Genomic DNA, 17,216 nt, shown 5'->3' with positions numbered 1-17,216 from the left:
GCAGGAATAACAAAAAATTATATTTTGAAATCCGGTTATTTATTCTAGCTTTGTATTGCAAAGTACTTTTTTAGTATGACAGACGAACAACATCTGCAGGCGTTAAGTGATATACGGCGCATGATGGAGCGCAGCAGCCGCTTCATGTCTCTCAGTGGACTCAGTGGCATATCGGCCGGAATCAGTGCGCTGATAGGTGCAGCGCTTGCACGTACCTGGCTGGTAGAATACTATGACCGCTGGAATACAACGGGCGTATACAGTGAAGATGATTTTGCGGCGTTGAAAATGAAGCTGCTGGTACTGGCAATATGTGTGCTGGTTGCAGCATTGTGTGGTGGCACATTCTTTACATGGCGGCGTGCGCGGAAGAATAATCTGCCTATCTGGGATATCACCTCCCGCAAAGTGTTGATAAACGTGGCGATTCCACTGATCGCAGGCGGCGCCTTCATTGCAGGGTTGCTGTACAATCATCTGGAAACCCTGGTTGCGCCCACCTGTCTTGTTTTCTACGGTCTTGCGCTGATCAATGGCAGTAAGTACACACTCCCTGATGTGCGTTATCTCGGCTTACTGGAAACAGCATTGGGTATTGCCAATCTTTTCTTTTTACGTAAGGGGCTTTATTTCTGGGCCATAGGTTTTGGCCTGCTGCACATTATTTACGGTGCCCTCATGTGGTGGAAATATGAAAGGAAAGGGAGCTTTCAATCAATATCATGAATCCGATTGGTAACTTAAATAAGATTTTTGAAAGTCGTATACGCCTGGGCGTTATGAGTGTATTGATGGTGAATAATGAGATCAGTTTCAATGATCTCAAACAAATGCTGGAAGTAACAGACGGGAACCTGGCTTCTCACCTCAATACGCTCGAAGAAAACGGCTATCTCAAAGTTTACAAGGGGTTTATTGGTCGAAAAACCAATACTACCTATGCTATTACCACTGCTGGTGAAAAGGCTTTCAAAGGCCATCTTGCCGCACTCGAACATATGATCAAATTCACGAAGTAAATTTTTTTTGCCTTTATACTTTGAAATACAAAGTGCTTTTAAAACGATAAATTATGGAACCATACAATCCCAGACCCGCTTCTTTCTTTGACCGCTACGCCTACGCTATCAAGGCGATGGTAATCCTGTTCCTGATGATGATACTGCTGATCCCTACTGTTATGATCAGTAACATCATCGGCGAAAGACAAAACTATCACCAGGAAGCCATCTCCGAAGTGACCAGCAGATGGAGTGGTGAGCAGAACGTGACCGGCCCTGTGCTGGCAATTCCCTACGTTACACCCGGTACTACAGGCGACACATTTGCGTATCTGCTGCCGGAGCAGCTCAGCATCAATGGTGAACTGATGCCACAAACGCTGAAGAGAGGCATCTTCCCGGTTGCAGTGTATGACTCCAAATTAAAGCTCACCGGACGCTTTTCCACTGAACCATTGTCAAAGCTCAACATTCCCGCATCTGCATTCAGATGGGACCGTGCTGTAATGCTCATTGGTATCACTGACCTGCGCGGTATCGGTAACCAGGTACAACTTACCTGGAATGGCCAGCAGTCGCTGTTTAATCCAGGTGTGATGAACAATGATCTGTTTGAAAGCGGCATACAAACGCCGGTTTCTCTTCAGCCCCGTGATACCGGCATCGCAACCGGCAACTTCGTTCTTGACATCGGCCTGAAAGGTTCCGGCAGGATCAAGTTTTCTCCGGTAGGGAAGACAACTTCCATCAGCATCCGTTCCAGCTGGCCGGATCCCAGCTTTGATGAAGCATTTCCTCCGCAAACACGCAGTGTGAGCGAGAAAGGATTCAGCGCTACCTGGCAGGTACAGCACCTGAACAGAAACTATCCCCAAAGCTGGTCTGGTAGCAAGTTCAACATCCGTTCCGCTGACGTGGGTATCCGGTTGTTCATGCCTGGGGGGACTTATCAGCAATCATCAAGAGCTATTAAGTATGCTATCCTGATCATCGGACTAACCTTCTTTATTTTCTATTTTATGGAATTGTCACAGCGCCGCGCCATTCATCCATTGCAGTATATGCTCGTCGGTTTAGCCCTTTGTATTTTTTATACGCTGCTTATATCCATATCGGAACAACTTAACTTTGCCCTGGCTTACGTAATATCCAGCGGGCTCACTATCGGACTGATCACCATGTACGTAGCAGGAGCCTATAAAAGCGGCCGTATTGCAGCTGCTATTGGCGGCAGCCTGGTACTGCTCTATGGCTTCATTTATGTGATCATCAGTGCCGAAGATCAGGCTTTGCTGATGGGCAGCCTGGGACTCTTTATCATTCTTGCTGTGATCATGTATTTCAGCAGAACGATCAAATGGAATAAATTATCTGATAAAGCATCAATAGCAGAATAACATTATTTATGAGAAACTCTTATATCAGCAGGCGGATTGCAAGTTTCGGGTATGCCTTCAGCGGCATTGCGGCCTTTGTAAAAAGTGAGCCACATGCACGCATACACGTAATAGCCACCGTAGCGGTGGTGGTAGCCGGCTGCTGGTATAAGTTGTCAACCGCGGAGTGGATGTGGGTCATTTTGGCCATTACGCTGGTATGGGTTACCGAAATGTTTAACACTGTGGTGGAGAAAATAATGGATCATCTGTCGCCGGAATATCATCCGAAAGTAAAATGGATCAAGGATGTAGCTGCCGGCGCAGTGCTGGTGGCCGCTATTGCAGCGGCTATTATTGGTGGCCTTATATTTGCACCCCGGATCTTCTGATTTTATACACCCTATTTATCCCTGCCGTTTTTCTTATTTAAAAAGTTGTATATGCGATTGAAAAGACACATCCGGTTGTTACAACTGCACATTAGCCGTCGTCAGCAGGAATACACCCTATATGCTTCCATACTGTTCAGCATCTGTCTGTTGATGTTCCGTGTGTTTCATACCGGCAGTTATTTACGGGTATCATTAATCTGGAATCTTTTCCTGGCTTATGTGCCATTCGGCATCAGCAGGTATATGGAAAGACATCCGCAGGAAATCAGCAACAGGTTTACCTGGTATGCCTACTTTGTTGTATGGTTGTTGTTTATTCCTAATGCGCCGTATATACTTACAGACCTGTTTCATCTTTTTGATGGCGGAGTGCCGTTGTGGTTCGATTTGTTTGTGATCTTTTCATTTGCCTGGAATGGTATGATGCTGGGATACATCTCTATCCGCAGCATGGAAAAAATGTGGAGTGCCCGTCATAGCCGTTGGCCGGGCTGGCTGTTCACTTTTCCGGTAATGTTTCTCTGCGGCATGGGTGTATACATTGGCCGGTATCTCCGCTACAACAGCTGGGATGTTGTAAAAGATCCTCTTACGCTATTGGGAGATATGGGCAACCTCGTATTGCATCCCTGGGAAAACCGGCATGCATGGGCCTTCACGGTATGTATGGGATTGTTCCTGAGTTTGATGTATCCTTTGGTACAAAAACAAAGACTATGATTCAGGTGATGACCGACGATTGAAGCGGATAATGTCTGAACTGTGATTTTTTTGATTTTGGTGATAATACTGATGTGAGAAGATAAAAGGGGAAGGCCCATCCAGTAATAATTTTAACTGGATGGGCCTTCCTCTTTTATTGTTATAATTATAATTCTTTACAATCGTCTCTTATTATCTCCATCACAATAATCAAAAAAATCAAAGTTAGAAGTCGACACCCATACCGAAGTACCAGATGGGGCTGCCACGGAAGAACGCAACCATAGGCCAGCCAGCATCAGCACGAAGGAAGTAGCCGGCGATTGTAGTGCGTGCACCAAAACCATAGCCTCCTACAAAAGGTCCGAGGAATCCTTCTTTCACGCGGGTAACCACGCCGGAGCTTTGATCTACGTAAGTGCCATAGTTGGCATCTTTGAAGCTGAGCTTCTCATTCCAGGCAGTACCTATATCAACGAATGATGTTACCTGGAAGTTACGGAGGAATGCAGAGTTGATAGGTTTATCAATGAATGTGGAGAATACAGGCAGGCGAAGCTCTGTGTTCAGCAACATCACATTGTTACCGTTTTTGGCGTTCTGCTTATAACCACGCAGATTTTCCGCGAGGGTTTGGTAAGCATAGTTAGTGCTCAGGTTCACCGGTGTATTGGTGTTGATTTGTGGGTTCAGCCAGTTGTCCACACCACCGAGGTAGTACAGCAGTTTGCGGCTTCCCCACGACATGTCAGCAGCAAAGCGGGTTGCCCAGATGAAGTTGCGGTATATTTTCTTGTAATGACGTATATCCACACCCATATTGTAGGTGAAGCGGCCGTTGGCTGCAGGGGAATTGGGATTGAATTTCTCGTTCAGTCCACCGTTGGTGACCTGTGAGAAGATCTCGCCATATACTTTGTAGCGGGTACCATTCCAGATGTTAATAGCCGGGTTGATGGTGTTGTCATACACATATTCAAGGCGGCCGAGTACATTACTCTCTTTATAGTCTGGTTCGGCGAGCGACTGTCTGTCGATAGCCTGTATCACCATTCTGTCTGTACGGTATCCAACCTGCAGGCGGATGCTCCTCACCTGATCAAATGGATAGCGCATTTCAGCCTGATAGAGGTTCGTGATCATTTTCACCGGCCAGAAATAAGTGGTACTGCCATCTGAGATCTGCAGGCCGCTGTTCTTGTCTACTTTGCGATAGTAAGTGACTTTATAGTCAAAACGTTTCTTTAGGTAGGAAGCAGAGAAGAAATACTCTGATCCCTGCAATGAAGACGGAATACGGAAGCCGCCGTTGAACTTGAGATCCTCAAACAGATCGCTGACGCCTATGCGAATTAATCCGTTTACAGGATCGGTGAGGCGGATAGGGCCTGACGGAGGACCGGTAAATGGCTGATATTTATTGATCAGCACTGAGTTATCCAGTTGCAGTATCAGGTAGTCGGATGCAAATTTCAACTTATAAGGCAACAGCCTGGCCTTCTTGAGGATAGGTTCATACTCTTTCTTTTTATCAAAGAGCGGTGAGGTCGCTGCTGTATTATTACTGGTATCTGCCGGTTCGTTGCCAAATTCATTCTGGAAGAAATTAGGATGCGTGGTAGTATCCTTGGGTGCTTCGTTGTAAGTAGGCAGACCCAGCTGAAGGCTGTCCTGGTGCATTTGTGCTTTACGGAAATTGGTAGGCCGTGCAGAGATGTTCCTTTTTTTCAGCGCATTGGTATCTACTTTCAGCTTCATCAGTCGTTTGATGCCTGCATAACCAACTACTTCGGACACTTCCCCTTGTTCGCCTGTAATGCGTGATTCCAGGATACCATAAGGGTAGTTGGAGATCGGGAAGGTGTAGGTAGAATCCTGCGTGATAGCTACTGCTTCCACAGAATCGGGAGCGGAAGTACCATAGGCTGCGAGGGCAGAATCCAGTTCTTCTTTATCCGGATTATGCAGTATTTCAGAACCTACAAAGAACAGGGAGTCCACACCGGCGCTCTGTGATTTGAAGAAGCCGGCATACCTGTTACGGATACCGTTGGCGTCAGATACAAAGGTGAAGTGCGTGGTGTTATATTGCATGGGCAGTCTGGCATCACCGTATTTCAGGTTAGTGAGCTGAGTGATCTGCTTTTCTGAGCTTTTGTTCCAGTTGTCCACCATGAAGATGTTGTACGGTCTGTTGGGGAGGGTGGTATCGCTGCCGCGTCCTTTAGGAACAGGCCTGTTGGAAGAGTACAGGATACCGCTTTTGCCAGGGAATGCAGCAAAGGAAGGATCGAGATCGTCGTATACGTCGTTGGTGATCTGGTCAGTTTTGGAATTGCTGATATTATAAGTGAATATGTCGGTATGTCCGTTTTTAATGGCGGAGAGGAGAAGTGTGTTCTCCATTACTGGCATATACTTGAAGTCCACTACGCGGTCAAACTGATGAAGGTCCTGGCGTATAGTGATGTGCGTGATGAGGTCGTAGATCATCAGCTTGGTTTTGCCTTCATGCTCATAGATCACGGCCAGCCTGTTGCCTTTGGTATTCCATGCCAGCAGCGGATAGTTGGGGTCTACCTGGTTAGCAAGCTGCATCACGCCGCTACGCAGCAACACTTTGGGCTTGTTCCATCCGAGCTGTATCTGTACCCGGTACACGCCTTTCCTGAACTCAACAAGTGCGTAGGAGTTATTTTTCGGATTAGCGTTGAAGCGGTAGTAATCTGATTTGCCGATCTCCTGGGCCACGATAGTGCGGCCTTTAGTAGATGTTTTCCTTCTGCGGTTATCTTCAGAAAATCTTCTCTGGAAGAAAACGAAAAAATCCTGTGTGGCTTTTTTGGGAGTCAGATGTAATACCTGCTCAAACCCTTTCTTCAGCCCGCGGTTGATGCGGGTGATATACATCAGGTAAGGCACGGCATCTTTCCCGTATTTGCTTTCCACGTAGTACCAGAAGGCTGAACCGGCCAGTAGTGGCTTATCATAGGCCAGGTGGTTGAAATTGCTGTATTTTCCGGAAAGGAGGTCTGATTTCAGCTCTTCATCCTGTTTGGCTGTCCAGTTCTCTGCAGCATAAGAAATAAAACCGTCAGTAAACCATTTGGGGAAATCTATCAGGGCAGCGTTTCCTGCAAATTCGCCTATATCTTCTCCAAACAGCAGGGTTTCCAGCAAAATGCGGGCAATCCCCTGTCTGATCAGCCGGTGCAGGTTTTCGTGATTACCATCAAAGTAAACAATCATTTTGTTGCCTACCAGTTTGGTAACACCGCCTGTATTCTGCCAGTCCACACCAATCCCGATGTTGGACTGTTTCATTTCCCCGAAGCTGTTATAGACCACAATGTTGATGCGCTGCCGGGGATTGGTCTCCATGAACTGCTCTATCTGCGGTAATTCCTTTTCCGCTACCTGGGCCACATATTTACCCAATTCCAGCCCGTTCTGGCTGAAATAGGTATTAAAATGGCGGGTCTGGTAGTATCTCCACTTGAAATTCTTGAACTGTACTCGATTCTGGCCGAATTCAACGGTATTGGTCTGGGCTTGCGTAACAATAGTTCCTAGTAATAGGGCGGAGTGGAATAATAACCTGGTAATAAATCTGTTCATACAGAAAGTATTGATAATATTGTGATCTTTTTTAAAATTAGCTAAAAATCAGGTAACATGATCGAAATCCAACAATTCACTTTCAGCCCGTTACAGGAAAACACTTACCTGCTTATTAACGGAAAAAAGGAATGTATAATTATAGATCCGGGATGTTATTTTCAGGACGAAAGAAAAGAATTATTGCAATATATACAAACCCACGGGTTAAATGTCACCAGATTGCTGAATACGCACTGTCATCTGGATCATATATTCGGTAATAAACTGGTGTCAGAAACGTACAAGGTGCGGCCTGAATTCCACGAGGCAGAACAGCCGGTGCTGGACAGGTCACAGCAGGCGGGCGCCATGTATAACCTGCCTTTCGAGCCCTCTCCCCTGGCCGGCCGTTATCTCATTGAAGGTGAAAAGGTCCTGTTTGGCGACAATGAGCTGGAGGTTTTGCTTACTCCTGGTCATTCTCCCGGAAGCGTGTCGTTCTATTGTGAAGCGCAGAAATTTGTGATCGCCGGAGACGCGCTGTTTTATCAGAGTATCGGCCGTACGGACCTTCCGGGGGGTAACCATGAAACCCTGCTGCGCAGCATCCGGGAAAAGTTATTCACCCTGCCTGATGATGTAAGGGTATTCTCCGGACATGGGCCAGCCACCAGTATAGGGTTCGAAAAGAAATACAACCCGTTCCTGAAAGCGTAGGTTTCCCGCAAAGGGGCAAAGGTAGCAATGCGTCTTTGTTATCTTTGCCCCTTTGCGAGAAACTTCCCTATCACCGGCAGCTTTGCAAATTCCTTTTTTTCCATCCGGAGCAGAAACCAGCAGTAGGCTGCAAAGAGCAAGGTAGCTACCGCGAGTGAAGAAAACTTCAGGGCGTAGATGTCTTTGGGTGATAACAGCGTGCGGTTAAGCCAGCTGTAAAAATAGTAGACGATCACCGCCAGGCTGATATAGGTAATGATTTTCGGAAGATGATATGGTATCGGATAATACTTCTGTCCCCATACGTAACAAACCACCATCTGAACAAAATAGCATACCATAGTGGCGAGTGCCGCGCCATAGTAGCCCATTACGGGTATCCACCACCAGTTAAGCAGGAAAGCCAGTACTGCAGTGATAACGGTAATCACCGCCCCGGTTTTAGTACGGTCTGTGAGTTTGAACCAGATCGTGAGATTGTAATATATACCGAGAAACATGTTGGCCAGCAATAATACAGGTACAATGCGCATGCCCTGGTAATAGAAGGGTACCCGCAGAAATGCTTTCCATACATTAAGATACAGGCTCACAAAGAGGAACATCATACAAAGCATCACCACGAACAGCTTCATGATACGGGCGTATACCCGCTGAGGGTTCTCACTTTCAGCCTGTTTGAAGAAGAATGGCTCCGCTCCTAACCTGAACGCCTGTATGAACATGGTAATCAGGATTGCCAGCTTGTAGTTGGCGCTATACAATGCAATGATCTCTTTCTTAGCTTCCATATCGTTGCCTGGCAGGAACTGCGGCAGAAACCAGGCACGGTCAAAGGTTTCATTTACCATGCCTGCCATACCCACAATGATCAGCGGCAACGCGTAGTTTATCATCTGCTTCCACAGTGCAGTATCAAATTTCCATTGCATCCGGCTCATCTGCGGGAGGAACATCAGCAGGGTAAGCCCGCTGCTTAGCATGTTACTCAGGTAGATGTAACCTGTCTGGTCTGCCCCGGTGTAAAAGTCTGGTACCCATTGATGCCCGGCTGCCCTTAGTTTTGGGCATATTGCCAGAAAGAAAATGTTGAAGAAAATATTTGCGAGAATATTTACAGATCTGATAACCGCATAGCGTATAGGTCTGCCTTCCAGCCTGAGCTGAGCATAAGGAATGGCGGTGAGGGCGTCAAACGCCATCACCATCACTATGTATGTATAGAAAGAAGGGTTACCCGTAAGGCCTGCCAGCTCTCCCGCATAGGAGTTGATCACCGTGCCGCGGAAACACATCATCAGAATGGCAATCGATATGGTGGAGAACAGCAGTGATATGGTAGATGTGCCTAGTACATTTGACTTGTTTTCCTGCTTTGCAAACCGGAAAAAAGCAGTTTCCATCCCATATGTCAACACAATGTTGGCAAACGGAATATAGGCGTACACGTTAGACATCTCCCCGAAAGATGCATGCGAAAGAATCCCCAGGTAGAATGGCGTCAGAAGATAATTGAGCAGCTTGCTCGCTATATTGCTAAGCCCGTAGTAGATCGTTTGTCCTGCCAGTTTCTTAATGCTCAATTCCGTAAGTTTTAGTGCAAATTACTCAAAATCTCCTCCTCTGCGCTGCTGCTTCTTGTCAGACAGTCGCTTTTTGAACTGTATCCGCTTTTCAACTACGGCCTTTGAGGGTTTGGTAGGAATACGCTTCTTACGCGGTATGAGCGCTTTGTTCACAAGGTCGTTGATTTTGAAAATCACTTCCTGTTTGTTGCCCAGCTGTGTGCGCGCTGTCTGCGACTTCACCAGCAGGTTGCCTTCTGCATTGATCCTGTTGGCCAGCTTCTCCGTTAATATATTCTTTTGCTCCTGCGTCAGCAGGAATGAAGCCATGATGTTGAAATACCCTTCCACCATCGTTTCTACCTTGTTCACATTCTGTCCGCCGGCTCCTCCGCTGCGTGCAGTGCGGAAAGTAAGCTCCGGGGTGACATTTACATTCATTATATAATAGTTTAATATTTAAGCTGAAATTCAGACAGCTAAATTATTAAAACTATTATTAATGATTGTGAGAATGATGAAACTATTGTAGAGAATAAGGAATCAGGTAGATGCCTGCCGAATCCTGTTTGAGTGGTGTCTGACTGTCATTCAGCTTCACTCCTGTCAACACAGTACCGCAGCAGCCAGCTCCCTTCATGGTGAAATTCAGTTTGTCGATGCTTGCTTTCCCTGTTCTGCCAACGCGCAGATAGGTAGCACTACCGCGCAGGGCTTGTGCGAGGTAAGCGGTATTACCTGCCGGGTCGGCTATCTGTTTCACTTTGTAGGAACTGTCAGGCATTAGCAGAGATACGCTGTCAGGATTGATGACAGTCTGAGGTCCAAAGGTCAGGTTTGCTCCCGTTTTTACATCTGTAAGCCTGAATTTAAAGATTATTGGACCATAATCACAGATAACCAGATAACATGGATTGTCTTTTTCTTTGGAAGAATTACTGCAACTACAAAAAGAAGCGATTATCAGCACCAGGATGCTGCATACATGAAAGCGGGCCATAGCAAATGATTTTGGTAAATGTGAAACGTGCGGTATTGCGATATAGTTACATGATCAGTAGTTATCCTGATAACTTTCATGTAATTTTCCATCTGAAAGAGAAGAAATTATGAGAGTAGTAGTACAACGTGTCAGCCAGGCTTCCGCTACAGTAGAAGGGACTGTAACGGGCGAAATACAATCGGGTTTAATGGTGCTGCTGGGTATAGAAGATGCAGATACAACTGATGATATCAGCTGGTTGAGCAGCAAGATCGTGAATCTTCGCATTTTCAATGACGATGCGGGAGTGATGAACCTTTCACTGAAAGATGTGCATGGAGATATTTTGCTGGTAAGCCAGTTTACGTTGCATGCCTCCACGAAGAAAGGAAACCGCCCTTCGTATATCCGTGCCAGTAAGCCAGATGTGGCTATTCCTTTGTATGAGAAAATGATCGCGCAACTGGAGCAGGATCTGGGTACTACTATTCAGCGTGGCATATTCGGCGCCGATATGAAAGTAGCATTGATCAATGACGGTCCTGTAACTATTATAATCGATACGCATAACCGGGAATAAATTTCTGTGAAACTGTAACCTGTTTCTGCAGGCTACCGTTTAACTGTAAAATCCCCTACCATGGCTCGTTTATCAACCACCTTCTTACTTGTATTATTGTTATCAAGCGCCTGTAGTAAGCGTTCATCTTCAGATCCCTGTGCTGGTATGATGTGCTGTTTCCAATACACCAGTATTCTCGTCCAACTGGTGGATGCAAAAACCGGTAAAGATCTGCTATATGGTAGTCAGCCAAAGATCCCGTATGATAGTATTCGCATCCTGGCAGGAGATTCAGCCTATAAGCTTCCCTCCTGGACTGACTCTGCAAATAGCGCTGTAAGATTGAACGTTATGTATCCCAATATTACCCTTCGTGTTTCATTGCCAGGCAAGGTCTCCATTATGAAGCTTACTACTACAGTTGTGAATACCAGCTGTTGTACCTCTGCTGCTACATCTATGCGTGTTGGTGAAAATCCGGTGGAAGTAAAACCCGACAAATACGGTAGTTTCGTGATTCCCTTCTCTACGTCTGCATCTGGAAAAGATTAAGCATTCTTGTCGCAATCTGCTATCTTTAGGATAATAATATATTATCCATGACCATACAGGAAGCACAGGAACAGATAGACGCCTGGATCAATACCACCGGTGTACGCTATTTCAGCGAACTCACCAACATGGCTATCCTTACCGAAGAAGTAGGGGAAGTGGCCCGTGTTATGGCCCGGCGATTTGGAGACCAGTCATCGAAAGAAGGTGATAATAAAAGAGAACTGGCTGACGAGCTCGCCGATGTAATGTGGGTATTGCTCTGTATTGCCAATCAAACTGGCATTGATATGACTGTGGCGTTGGAAAAGAATTTCGATAAGAAGAATATTCGTGATGCACATCGTCATATCAACAATCCCAAACTGAAATAACATTATTTTTCCCGTAAACCGGTCAACAGTAAGCTGTGCACGCTTTTTGTTGACCGGTTTAAAAATATTGCTATGCAGAAAGAAAGGAAGCTGAAAATGTTATGGCAAGTGCTGAAACAGTCGGGCAGTGATTTTATTGACGATAAGGTTTTAAAGCTCAGTGCAGCCCTGGCCTATTACACGATCTTTTCCGTGGCTCCCATGTTGATTATCATTATCTTCCTGTGTGATCTTTTCCTTGGTAAAGAAGCTGTGGAAGGCAGCATTTACGGGCAGATCAAAGATCTTGTAGGCAGCGATGCAGCGATACAAATACAGGCTATGATCCGCAATGCCACCCTTTCAGGCGATATGAGCTGGGCTACCATAGTGGGATTTGTAACTCTCGTCATTGGCGCCACCGGGGTGTTTGCAGAGATACAGGATTCTATCAATTTCATCTGGCGGCTGAAGTCAAAGCCCAAGAAGAACAGCTTGCTGCGGATGCTGCTTAACAGGTTGCTCTCTTTCTCCCTTGTAGTGAGCATGGGCTTTATCTTGCTGGTGTCACTGGCTATCAATGGCCTGGTAGAACTTTTCCAGACCATTCTCTACCGCCTGATCCCGCTCAAGGCCACTACGACCATTATTCTGTATGTGGCGGATCTGGTGGTGCCTTTCACCGTGATCACGATACTCTTTGCTATTATCTTCAAAGTATTGCCGGATGCCCGTATCCGTTGGAAAGATGTACTGGCCGGAGCAATCGCTACCGCGGTGCTCTTCATGATCGGCAAATTCGCTATCGGTTATTACCTGGGCGCCAGTAGGGTGAGCTCTACTTATGGGGCCGCAGGTTCTATTGTGATCATTCTTTTGTGGGTATATTATTCCGCTGCCATCCTGTATTTTGGAGCGGTATTTACCCGCGTATATATACAGCACCTCGGCCGCGAGATCTATCCCAACGATTATGCTGTATGGATCAAACAGATAGAAATACCCCATACCCCTGAAGAAACTGTACAGGAGGGATAATGTTGATAATAATTATCTTACAAATACCTGAATAATTACATCCATATTTTCAAAATAGGCCGTTATCTTTGCGCCACTATGTCTACAGATCAGAATAAATTCCAGGCGATCATATCGCATTGTAAAGAATATGGTTTTGTTTTTCAGTCCAGTGAAATATACGATGGGCTTAGCGCTGTATATGATTATGGTCAGTACGGGGCAGAGTTGAAGAAGAATATTAAGGACTACTGGTGGAAGAGCATGACACAGCTGCACGAAAATATCGTGGGTATTGATGCTGCCATCTTTATGCATCCTACTACCTGGAAGGCTTCCGGGCATGTGGATAATTTCAGCGATCCGATGATCGACAATAAGGACAGCAATAAACGCTACCGTGTGGATCACCTGATAGAAGGCTATGCAGACACATTACCTGAGCAGGAGAAAGATGCGCTGCTTACCCGTATGGATGATCTGCTGAAAGAAAATGACTTCGCAGGTCTCAAAGCATTGATTGAAGAAAAGAACATAAAATGTGCTGTAAGCGGCACCGCTAAATGGACGGATATACGTCAGTTCAACCTGATGTTCTCCACACAACTGGGAAGTGTTACAGATGAAGCCAGTGAAATATACCTGCGCCCTGAAACCGCACAGGGTATTTTCGTGAACTTTCTCAATGTGCAGAAAACCGGCAGGATGAAGATCCCGTTTGGTATCGCGCAGATTGGTAAAGCTTTCCGTAATGAGATCGTTGCCCGTCAGTTCATTTTTCGTATGAGAGAGTTTGAGCAGATGGAAATGCAGTTCTTTGTACGCCCTGGCACACAGAAGGAATGGTACGAGAAATGGAAGGAAGAGCGTATGCAATGGCACCTGAGCCTGGGTACAGATCCATCCAGGTATCGTTTCAAAGATCATGTGAAACTGGCTCACTATGCCGATGCAGCAGTGGACATTGAATTCGACTTTCCGATGGGCTTCAAGGAAGTGGAAGGTATCCATTCCCGTGGTGATTTTGATCTGAAACAGCACCAGGAATACAGCAAGAAAAAAATTCAGTACTTCGATACAGAAATCAACCAGAACTACGTACCATACGTGATAGAAACCTCTATCGGTCTGGATCGTATGTTCCTGCTCACGATCTGTAATGCATATGAAGAAGAAGATCTGAGTACTCCTGAAAAAGAGGATAGCCGTGTGGTACTGAGATTACCTGCAAAACTGGCTCCGGTTAAACTTGCGATCTTCCCACTTACAAAGAAGGACGGTCTTCCTGAAATAGCAAGAGAGTTGATGGATTCCTGTAAGTCCGCCTTCTATTGTTTTTATGAAGAAAAGGATGCAATCGGAAAACGCTACCGTCGTCAGGATGCTATTGGTACGCCGTTCTGCATAACTATCGATCACCAGACGAAAGAAGATGGCACTGTTACTATCCGTCATCGCGACAGCATGGAGCAGGAACGTGTTCCAATGTCTGAAGTGAAACAGATTGTATTGAATAAGATCCTTTAATATTTTGGGATTTTGAGATTTTGGAATTTACAAATTCTAAAATCTCAAAATCCCAAAATATTCTCACCCGTACAATTCCAGGTGAATATCGTGCCGGTCATACCCCATACCGGTGATGCGTTGCCTGGCCTCATCAATCATAGCCTTCCAGCCACACAGATAGAAATGTGCAGGACGTTTACTTTGCTGCAACAGCTCTTCATAAACGTTATGTACATACCCTTTCCGTCCATTCCACCCTTCTTCCCGGCTGAGTGTGGGAATGTAGTGGAATCCGGGCATCTCCGCTGCCAGCTGGCGCATCTCTTCCGCGTATAGCAGGTCTTTTTCAAAGCGGCAGCCAAAGATCAGGTAAATATCAGGGTGCGGAATCTGGTGCAGATGGAGGTAGTTAGCCATAGATCTGAAAGGGGCAATGCCCGTACCGGTGCAGATAAGGAACAGTTCCCGGTCTAACGTTTCCGGAAGCACGAAGAGGCCTAGCGGGCCGCGTAGTTGCAGTTCGCTTCCCTCCTTTACTTCGTTGAAAATATAGGTACTGCCCACTCCGCCTTCGAGGAGAACGATTACCAGCTCAAATTCGTTGGAGCCATTTGGATGGGAGGCAATGGAATAGCTGCGCCAACGCTTGTTTTTCTTTTCGTGGATAGGAAGGTCAAGGGTAACAAACTGACCTGCCTTGAAGTCAAAGCGCTCCATTTCAGGAACCTTAATCCAGAACCGGCGTGTGTTGTGGGTTTCATCCACTATCCTCGTAACGATACCTGTATGCCATATCTCCTGCATGGAACTAGTGTTTTAGTCATATTGAATTTAAGGAAATATTTACGGATTTAAGAGCATTGATATTTCCGATTTAACAAAAATCGCCGGCTTTCCGATTTCAAAATCACAAAATCTTCACTACCTTTGCCATCTTCATGAATTTACAGGCTGTACTACAATTATTTCAACGTGATGTCCGCCTGCAGTCGCTGGTGAAGGGGATTAATTCACCCACCCCACAATACTTTCAGCTTTCTTCCCTCAGCGGGAGTGCAATAAATTTTGTGGCAGTAAGCACCTGGGCGCATGCAGATGTGAACCATCTCTTTATTCTGAATGATAAGGAGGAGGCAGCCTATTTCCAAAATGATCTCGAAGAGCTCAGCCAGGCGCTTGATATCTTCTATTTCCCCGACTCTTTCAAAAAAACGGGACAGTTCCATGAGCTCAACAGCAGCCACAGCATGCTGCGTACAGAGGCGCTTATGAAATTCTCCGGGAACAACGTTAACAAAAAAGTGCTGGTAACCTACCCAGAGGCGCTCTGGGAGAAGGTTGCAGGTAGCCATGCCTTCAATAAGAACATGGTGCAGCTCAAAGTTGGCGACGTTCTGAAGGTTGACCCCCTGCTCGAACAGCTGGTGGGATGGGGCTTTCATCATACTGATTTCGTATATGAACCAGGGCAGTACGCACTGAGGGGCGGTATCCTCGATATTTATTCTTTCGGTAACGACAAACCATATCGTGTAGAGCTGTTTGGGGAAGATATCGATTCTATCCGCCTCTTTGATCCTGAAACCCAGCTGAGTGAGCGCAAACTCACACAAGTGACGCTCATTGCCAACATGGATACACATACCGTGGACCATGTGAAAACGTCCCTGCCTGAATTCCTGCCTGCCAACACCGTAGTGTGGATCAAAGATCCCGCTTATGTGCAAGGCGTAATAGAGCAGATGGAACAACGTCTTGACGACTGGTTACAGACGGGGCAGAAGGTAAGAGTAGATGAGGATGAAGAGATGGAACTGAAAGAAACAGATTTCGTAAAAGCGGCTCCACTGATGGATCAGCTGATGCAAAAGCATACTGTTGTTTTTGGTAATCGCGAGTGGCTGATGGATAAAGGTATTCAGCCGCAATCCATCATCTTCGACACACAGGAGCAACCTGTGTTCAACAGGCAGTTTGATATGCTGCTGAAAGACCTGGGCAGCCATAACAGTAACAAATATTCACTTTTCATATTTGCAGACAACCCGCGCCAGCTGGAACGGTTGCGGAGTGTTTTTGAAGACCTGAAAGCCGATTTCGTCTTCTACCCTATCCCGGTGGCTATCAGCAGCGGCTTCATCGATCACTCACTGAAGATCGTGTGCTATACCGATCACCAGATATTCCAGCGTTTTCATAAGTCAAGGATCAAGCAGGCTTATAACAAGAACAAGGCGATCACAATGAAAACCTTGCGGGAGCTGCAACCTGGCGATTATGTAACGCATATAGATCATGGAGTGGGCGTATATAGCGGTTTGCAGAAGATAGAATCCGGTGGTAAAATGCAGGAAGCTATCCGCATCATTTACAAGAACAACGACCTGTTGTATGTAAATATCAACTCCCTGCACAAGATCAGCAAGTATACGGGCAAGGAAGGCGTGGAGCCGCGTGTGAATAAGCTGGGCAGTGATGCCTGGGATAAGCTGAAGGAAAAAGCCAAAACCCAGGTAAAAGACATCGCCAAAGATCTTATTAAGCTGTATGCCGTACGTAAGGCCCAACAAGGGTTTGCGCACGCTCCCGATACTTATCTGCAAACAGAGCTGGAAGCATCCTTCCTGTATGAAGATACGCCGGATCAGAGCAAAGCTACTGCTGACGTGAAGCGCGACATGGAAGCACCTGCGCCTATGGATCGGCTGGTGTGTGGCGATGTTGGTTTCGGTAAAACCGAAGTGGCTATACGTGCTGCTTTCAAATCCATCGTGGATGGCAAGCAGGCCGCAGTACTGGTACCTACCACGATCCTCGCTTTCCAGCACTATAAAACATTCTCCGATCGTCTCAAAGATTTTCCCTGCACAGTAGATTACCTCAAC

Annotated in this window: 17 protein-coding genes; 12 read left to right on the top strand and 5 right to left on the bottom strand. The window is 46.2% G+C overall.

Annotated elements, in window-relative coordinates:
* Nucleotides 1–75: 75 nt before the first annotated feature.
* The 5 genes from VM802_RS11140 to VM802_RS11120 are packed head-to-tail and all read left to right on the top strand — an operon-like array spanning nt 76 to nt 3,492.
* Entirely contained in the window at nt 76–726 is a 651-nt protein-coding gene (locus VM802_RS11140) for a hypothetical protein (protein ID WP_325530354.1), read from the top strand.
* The gene (locus VM802_RS11135) at nt 723–1,019 is read left to right on the top strand and encodes a winged helix-turn-helix domain-containing protein (protein ID WP_325530352.1); all 297 of its coding nucleotides are present in this window, start codon (nt 723–725) and stop codon (nt 1,017–1,019) included. Before VM802_RS11140 ends, VM802_RS11135 begins: the two co-directional genes overlap by 4 nt.
* 53 nt (nt 1,020–1,072) lie before the next feature.
* The gene (creD, locus tag VM802_RS11130) at nt 1,073–2,398 is read left to right on the top strand and encodes a cell envelope integrity protein CreD (protein WP_325530350.1); all 1,326 of its coding nucleotides are present in this window, start codon (nt 1,073–1,075) and stop codon (nt 2,396–2,398) included.
* 8 nt (nt 2,399–2,406) lie between these two features.
* Nucleotides 2,407–2,769 (top strand): diacylglycerol kinase family protein, encoded by a 363-nt coding sequence (locus VM802_RS11125; RefSeq protein WP_325530348.1) that lies wholly within the window; start codon nt 2,407–2,409, stop codon nt 2,767–2,769.
* A 51-nt stretch (nt 2,770–2,820) separates the two neighbouring features.
* Nucleotides 2,821–3,492 (top strand): DUF1361 domain-containing protein, encoded by a 672-nt coding sequence (locus VM802_RS11120; RefSeq protein ID WP_325530346.1) that lies wholly within the window; start codon nt 2,821–2,823, stop codon nt 3,490–3,492.
* Nucleotides 3,493–3,699: 207 nt separating this feature from the next.
* Here VM802_RS11120 and VM802_RS11115 read toward each other — a convergent pair whose 3' ends face one another.
* Nucleotides 3,700–7,092 carry a hypothetical protein gene (locus VM802_RS11115; RefSeq protein WP_325530344.1) on the bottom strand — a complete coding sequence of 1,131 codons (3,393 nt, stop codon included), beginning with the start codon at nt 7,090–7,092 and terminating at the stop codon, nt 3,700–3,702.
* 57 nt (nt 7,093–7,149) lie between these two features.
* Between VM802_RS11115 and VM802_RS11110 the strand changes: the two genes are divergently transcribed.
* Nucleotides 7,150–7,791 (top strand): MBL fold metallo-hydrolase, encoded by a 642-nt coding sequence (locus tag VM802_RS11110; RefSeq protein WP_325530342.1) that lies wholly within the window; start codon nt 7,150–7,152, stop codon nt 7,789–7,791.
* A gap of 38 nt (nt 7,792–7,829) precedes the next feature.
* On the opposite strand, the gene VM802_RS11105 is transcribed toward VM802_RS11110, so the two are convergent.
* The 3 genes from VM802_RS11105 to VM802_RS11095 form a co-directional block, all read right to left on the bottom strand.
* Nucleotides 7,830–9,374, bottom strand: a complete 1,545-nt coding sequence (locus VM802_RS11105) for an oligosaccharide flippase family protein (protein ID WP_325530340.1) — start codon at nt 9,372–9,374, stop codon at nt 7,830–7,832.
* 21 nt (nt 9,375–9,395) lie between these two features.
* Complete coding sequence (arfB, locus tag VM802_RS11100; RefSeq protein WP_325530338.1) at nt 9,396–9,797, bottom strand: alternative ribosome rescue aminoacyl-tRNA hydrolase ArfB; 402 nt, start codon at nt 9,795–9,797, stop codon at nt 9,396–9,398.
* An 82-nt stretch (nt 9,798–9,879) separates the two neighbouring features.
* Nucleotides 9,880–10,356 (bottom strand): hypothetical protein, encoded by a 477-nt coding sequence (locus VM802_RS11095; protein WP_325530336.1) that lies wholly within the window; start codon nt 10,354–10,356, stop codon nt 9,880–9,882.
* A 109-nt stretch (nt 10,357–10,465) separates the two neighbouring features.
* On the opposite strand from VM802_RS11095, the gene dtd reads away from it, so the two are divergent.
* The 5 genes from dtd to VM802_RS11070 all read left to right on the top strand — a co-directional run bounded on the left by dtd (nt 10,466) and on the right by VM802_RS11070 (nt 14,349).
* Nucleotides 10,466–10,918 (top strand): D-aminoacyl-tRNA deacylase, encoded by a 453-nt coding sequence (dtd, locus tag VM802_RS11090; protein ID WP_325530334.1) that lies wholly within the window; start codon nt 10,466–10,468, stop codon nt 10,916–10,918.
* A gap of 60 nt (nt 10,919–10,978) precedes the next feature.
* Entirely contained in the window at nt 10,979–11,452 is a 474-nt protein-coding gene (locus tag VM802_RS11085) for a hypothetical protein (RefSeq protein WP_325530332.1), read from the top strand.
* Between the two features lie 47 nt (nt 11,453–11,499).
* Nucleotides 11,500–11,826 (top strand): nucleotide pyrophosphohydrolase, encoded by a 327-nt coding sequence (locus VM802_RS11080; protein ID WP_325530330.1) that lies wholly within the window; start codon nt 11,500–11,502, stop codon nt 11,824–11,826.
* A 72-nt stretch (nt 11,827–11,898) separates the two neighbouring features.
* Nucleotides 11,899–12,843, top strand: coding sequence for a YihY/virulence factor BrkB family protein (locus VM802_RS11075; protein WP_325530328.1), 945 nt, complete (start codon nt 11,899–11,901; stop codon nt 12,841–12,843).
* Nucleotides 12,844–12,921: 78 nt separating this feature from the next.
* Complete coding sequence (locus VM802_RS11070; RefSeq protein WP_325530326.1) at nt 12,922–14,349, top strand: glycine--tRNA ligase; 1,428 nt, start codon at nt 12,922–12,924, stop codon at nt 14,347–14,349.
* A 63-nt stretch (nt 14,350–14,412) separates the two neighbouring features.
* Here the strand turns inward: VM802_RS11070 and VM802_RS11065 are convergent, their stop codons facing one another.
* On the bottom strand, nt 14,413–15,135 hold the full coding sequence (locus VM802_RS11065; protein WP_325530324.1) for a ferredoxin--NADP reductase: 723 nt from the start codon (nt 15,133–15,135) through the stop codon (nt 14,413–14,415).
* Between the two features lie 134 nt (nt 15,136–15,269).
* On the opposite strand from VM802_RS11065, the gene VM802_RS11060 reads away from it, so the two are divergent.
* Nucleotides 15,270–17,216: CarD family transcriptional regulator (locus VM802_RS11060; protein ID WP_325530322.1), on the top strand; the 1,947-nt coding region annotated here is incomplete at its 3' end.

Source organism: Chitinophaga sp. (assembly GCF_035538455.1).
In the GTDB taxonomy this organism is placed as follows: Bacteria; Bacteroidota; Bacteroidia; order Chitinophagales; family Chitinophagaceae; genus Chitinophaga.
Note: the sequence above shows the minus strand (reverse complement) of the source record. Positions and strands in the feature narration are given on the sequence as shown.

Coding starts and splice junctions, on each gene's coding strand:
- VM802_RS11075 (WP_325530328.1), top strand. CDS start 11,899: ATGCAGAAAGAAAGGAAGCTGAAAATGTTATGGCAAGTGCTGAAACAG.
- VM802_RS11115 (WP_325530344.1), bottom strand. CDS start 7,092: ATGAACAGATTTATTACCAGGTTATTATTCCACTCCGCCCTATTACTA.
- VM802_RS11065 (WP_325530324.1), bottom strand. CDS start 15,135: ATGCAGGAGATATGGCATACAGGTATCGTTACGAGGATAGTGGATGAA.
- VM802_RS11085 (WP_325530332.1), top strand. CDS start 10,979: ATGGCTCGTTTATCAACCACCTTCTTACTTGTATTATTGTTATCAAGC.
- VM802_RS11140 (WP_325530354.1), top strand. CDS start 76: ATGACAGACGAACAACATCTGCAGGCGTTAAGTGATATACGGCGCATG.
- VM802_RS11125 (WP_325530348.1), top strand. CDS start 2,407: ATGAGAAACTCTTATATCAGCAGGCGGATTGCAAGTTTCGGGTATGCC.
- dtd (WP_325530334.1), top strand. CDS start 10,466: ATGAGAGTAGTAGTACAACGTGTCAGCCAGGCTTCCGCTACAGTAGAA.
- VM802_RS11080 (WP_325530330.1), top strand. CDS start 11,500: ATGACCATACAGGAAGCACAGGAACAGATAGACGCCTGGATCAATACC.
- VM802_RS11095 (WP_325530336.1), bottom strand. CDS start 10,356: ATGGCCCGCTTTCATGTATGCAGCATCCTGGTGCTGATAATCGCTTCT.
- arfB (WP_325530338.1), bottom strand. CDS start 9,797: ATGAATGTAAATGTCACCCCGGAGCTTACTTTCCGCACTGCACGCAGC.
- VM802_RS11135 (WP_325530352.1), top strand. CDS start 723: ATGAATCCGATTGGTAACTTAAATAAGATTTTTGAAAGTCGTATACGC.
- VM802_RS11070 (WP_325530326.1), top strand. CDS start 12,922: ATGTCTACAGATCAGAATAAATTCCAGGCGATCATATCGCATTGTAAA.
- creD (WP_325530350.1), top strand. CDS start 1,073: ATGGAACCATACAATCCCAGACCCGCTTCTTTCTTTGACCGCTACGCC.
- VM802_RS11110 (WP_325530342.1), top strand. CDS start 7,150: ATGATCGAAATCCAACAATTCACTTTCAGCCCGTTACAGGAAAACACT.
- VM802_RS11120 (WP_325530346.1), top strand. CDS start 2,821: ATGCGATTGAAAAGACACATCCGGTTGTTACAACTGCACATTAGCCGT.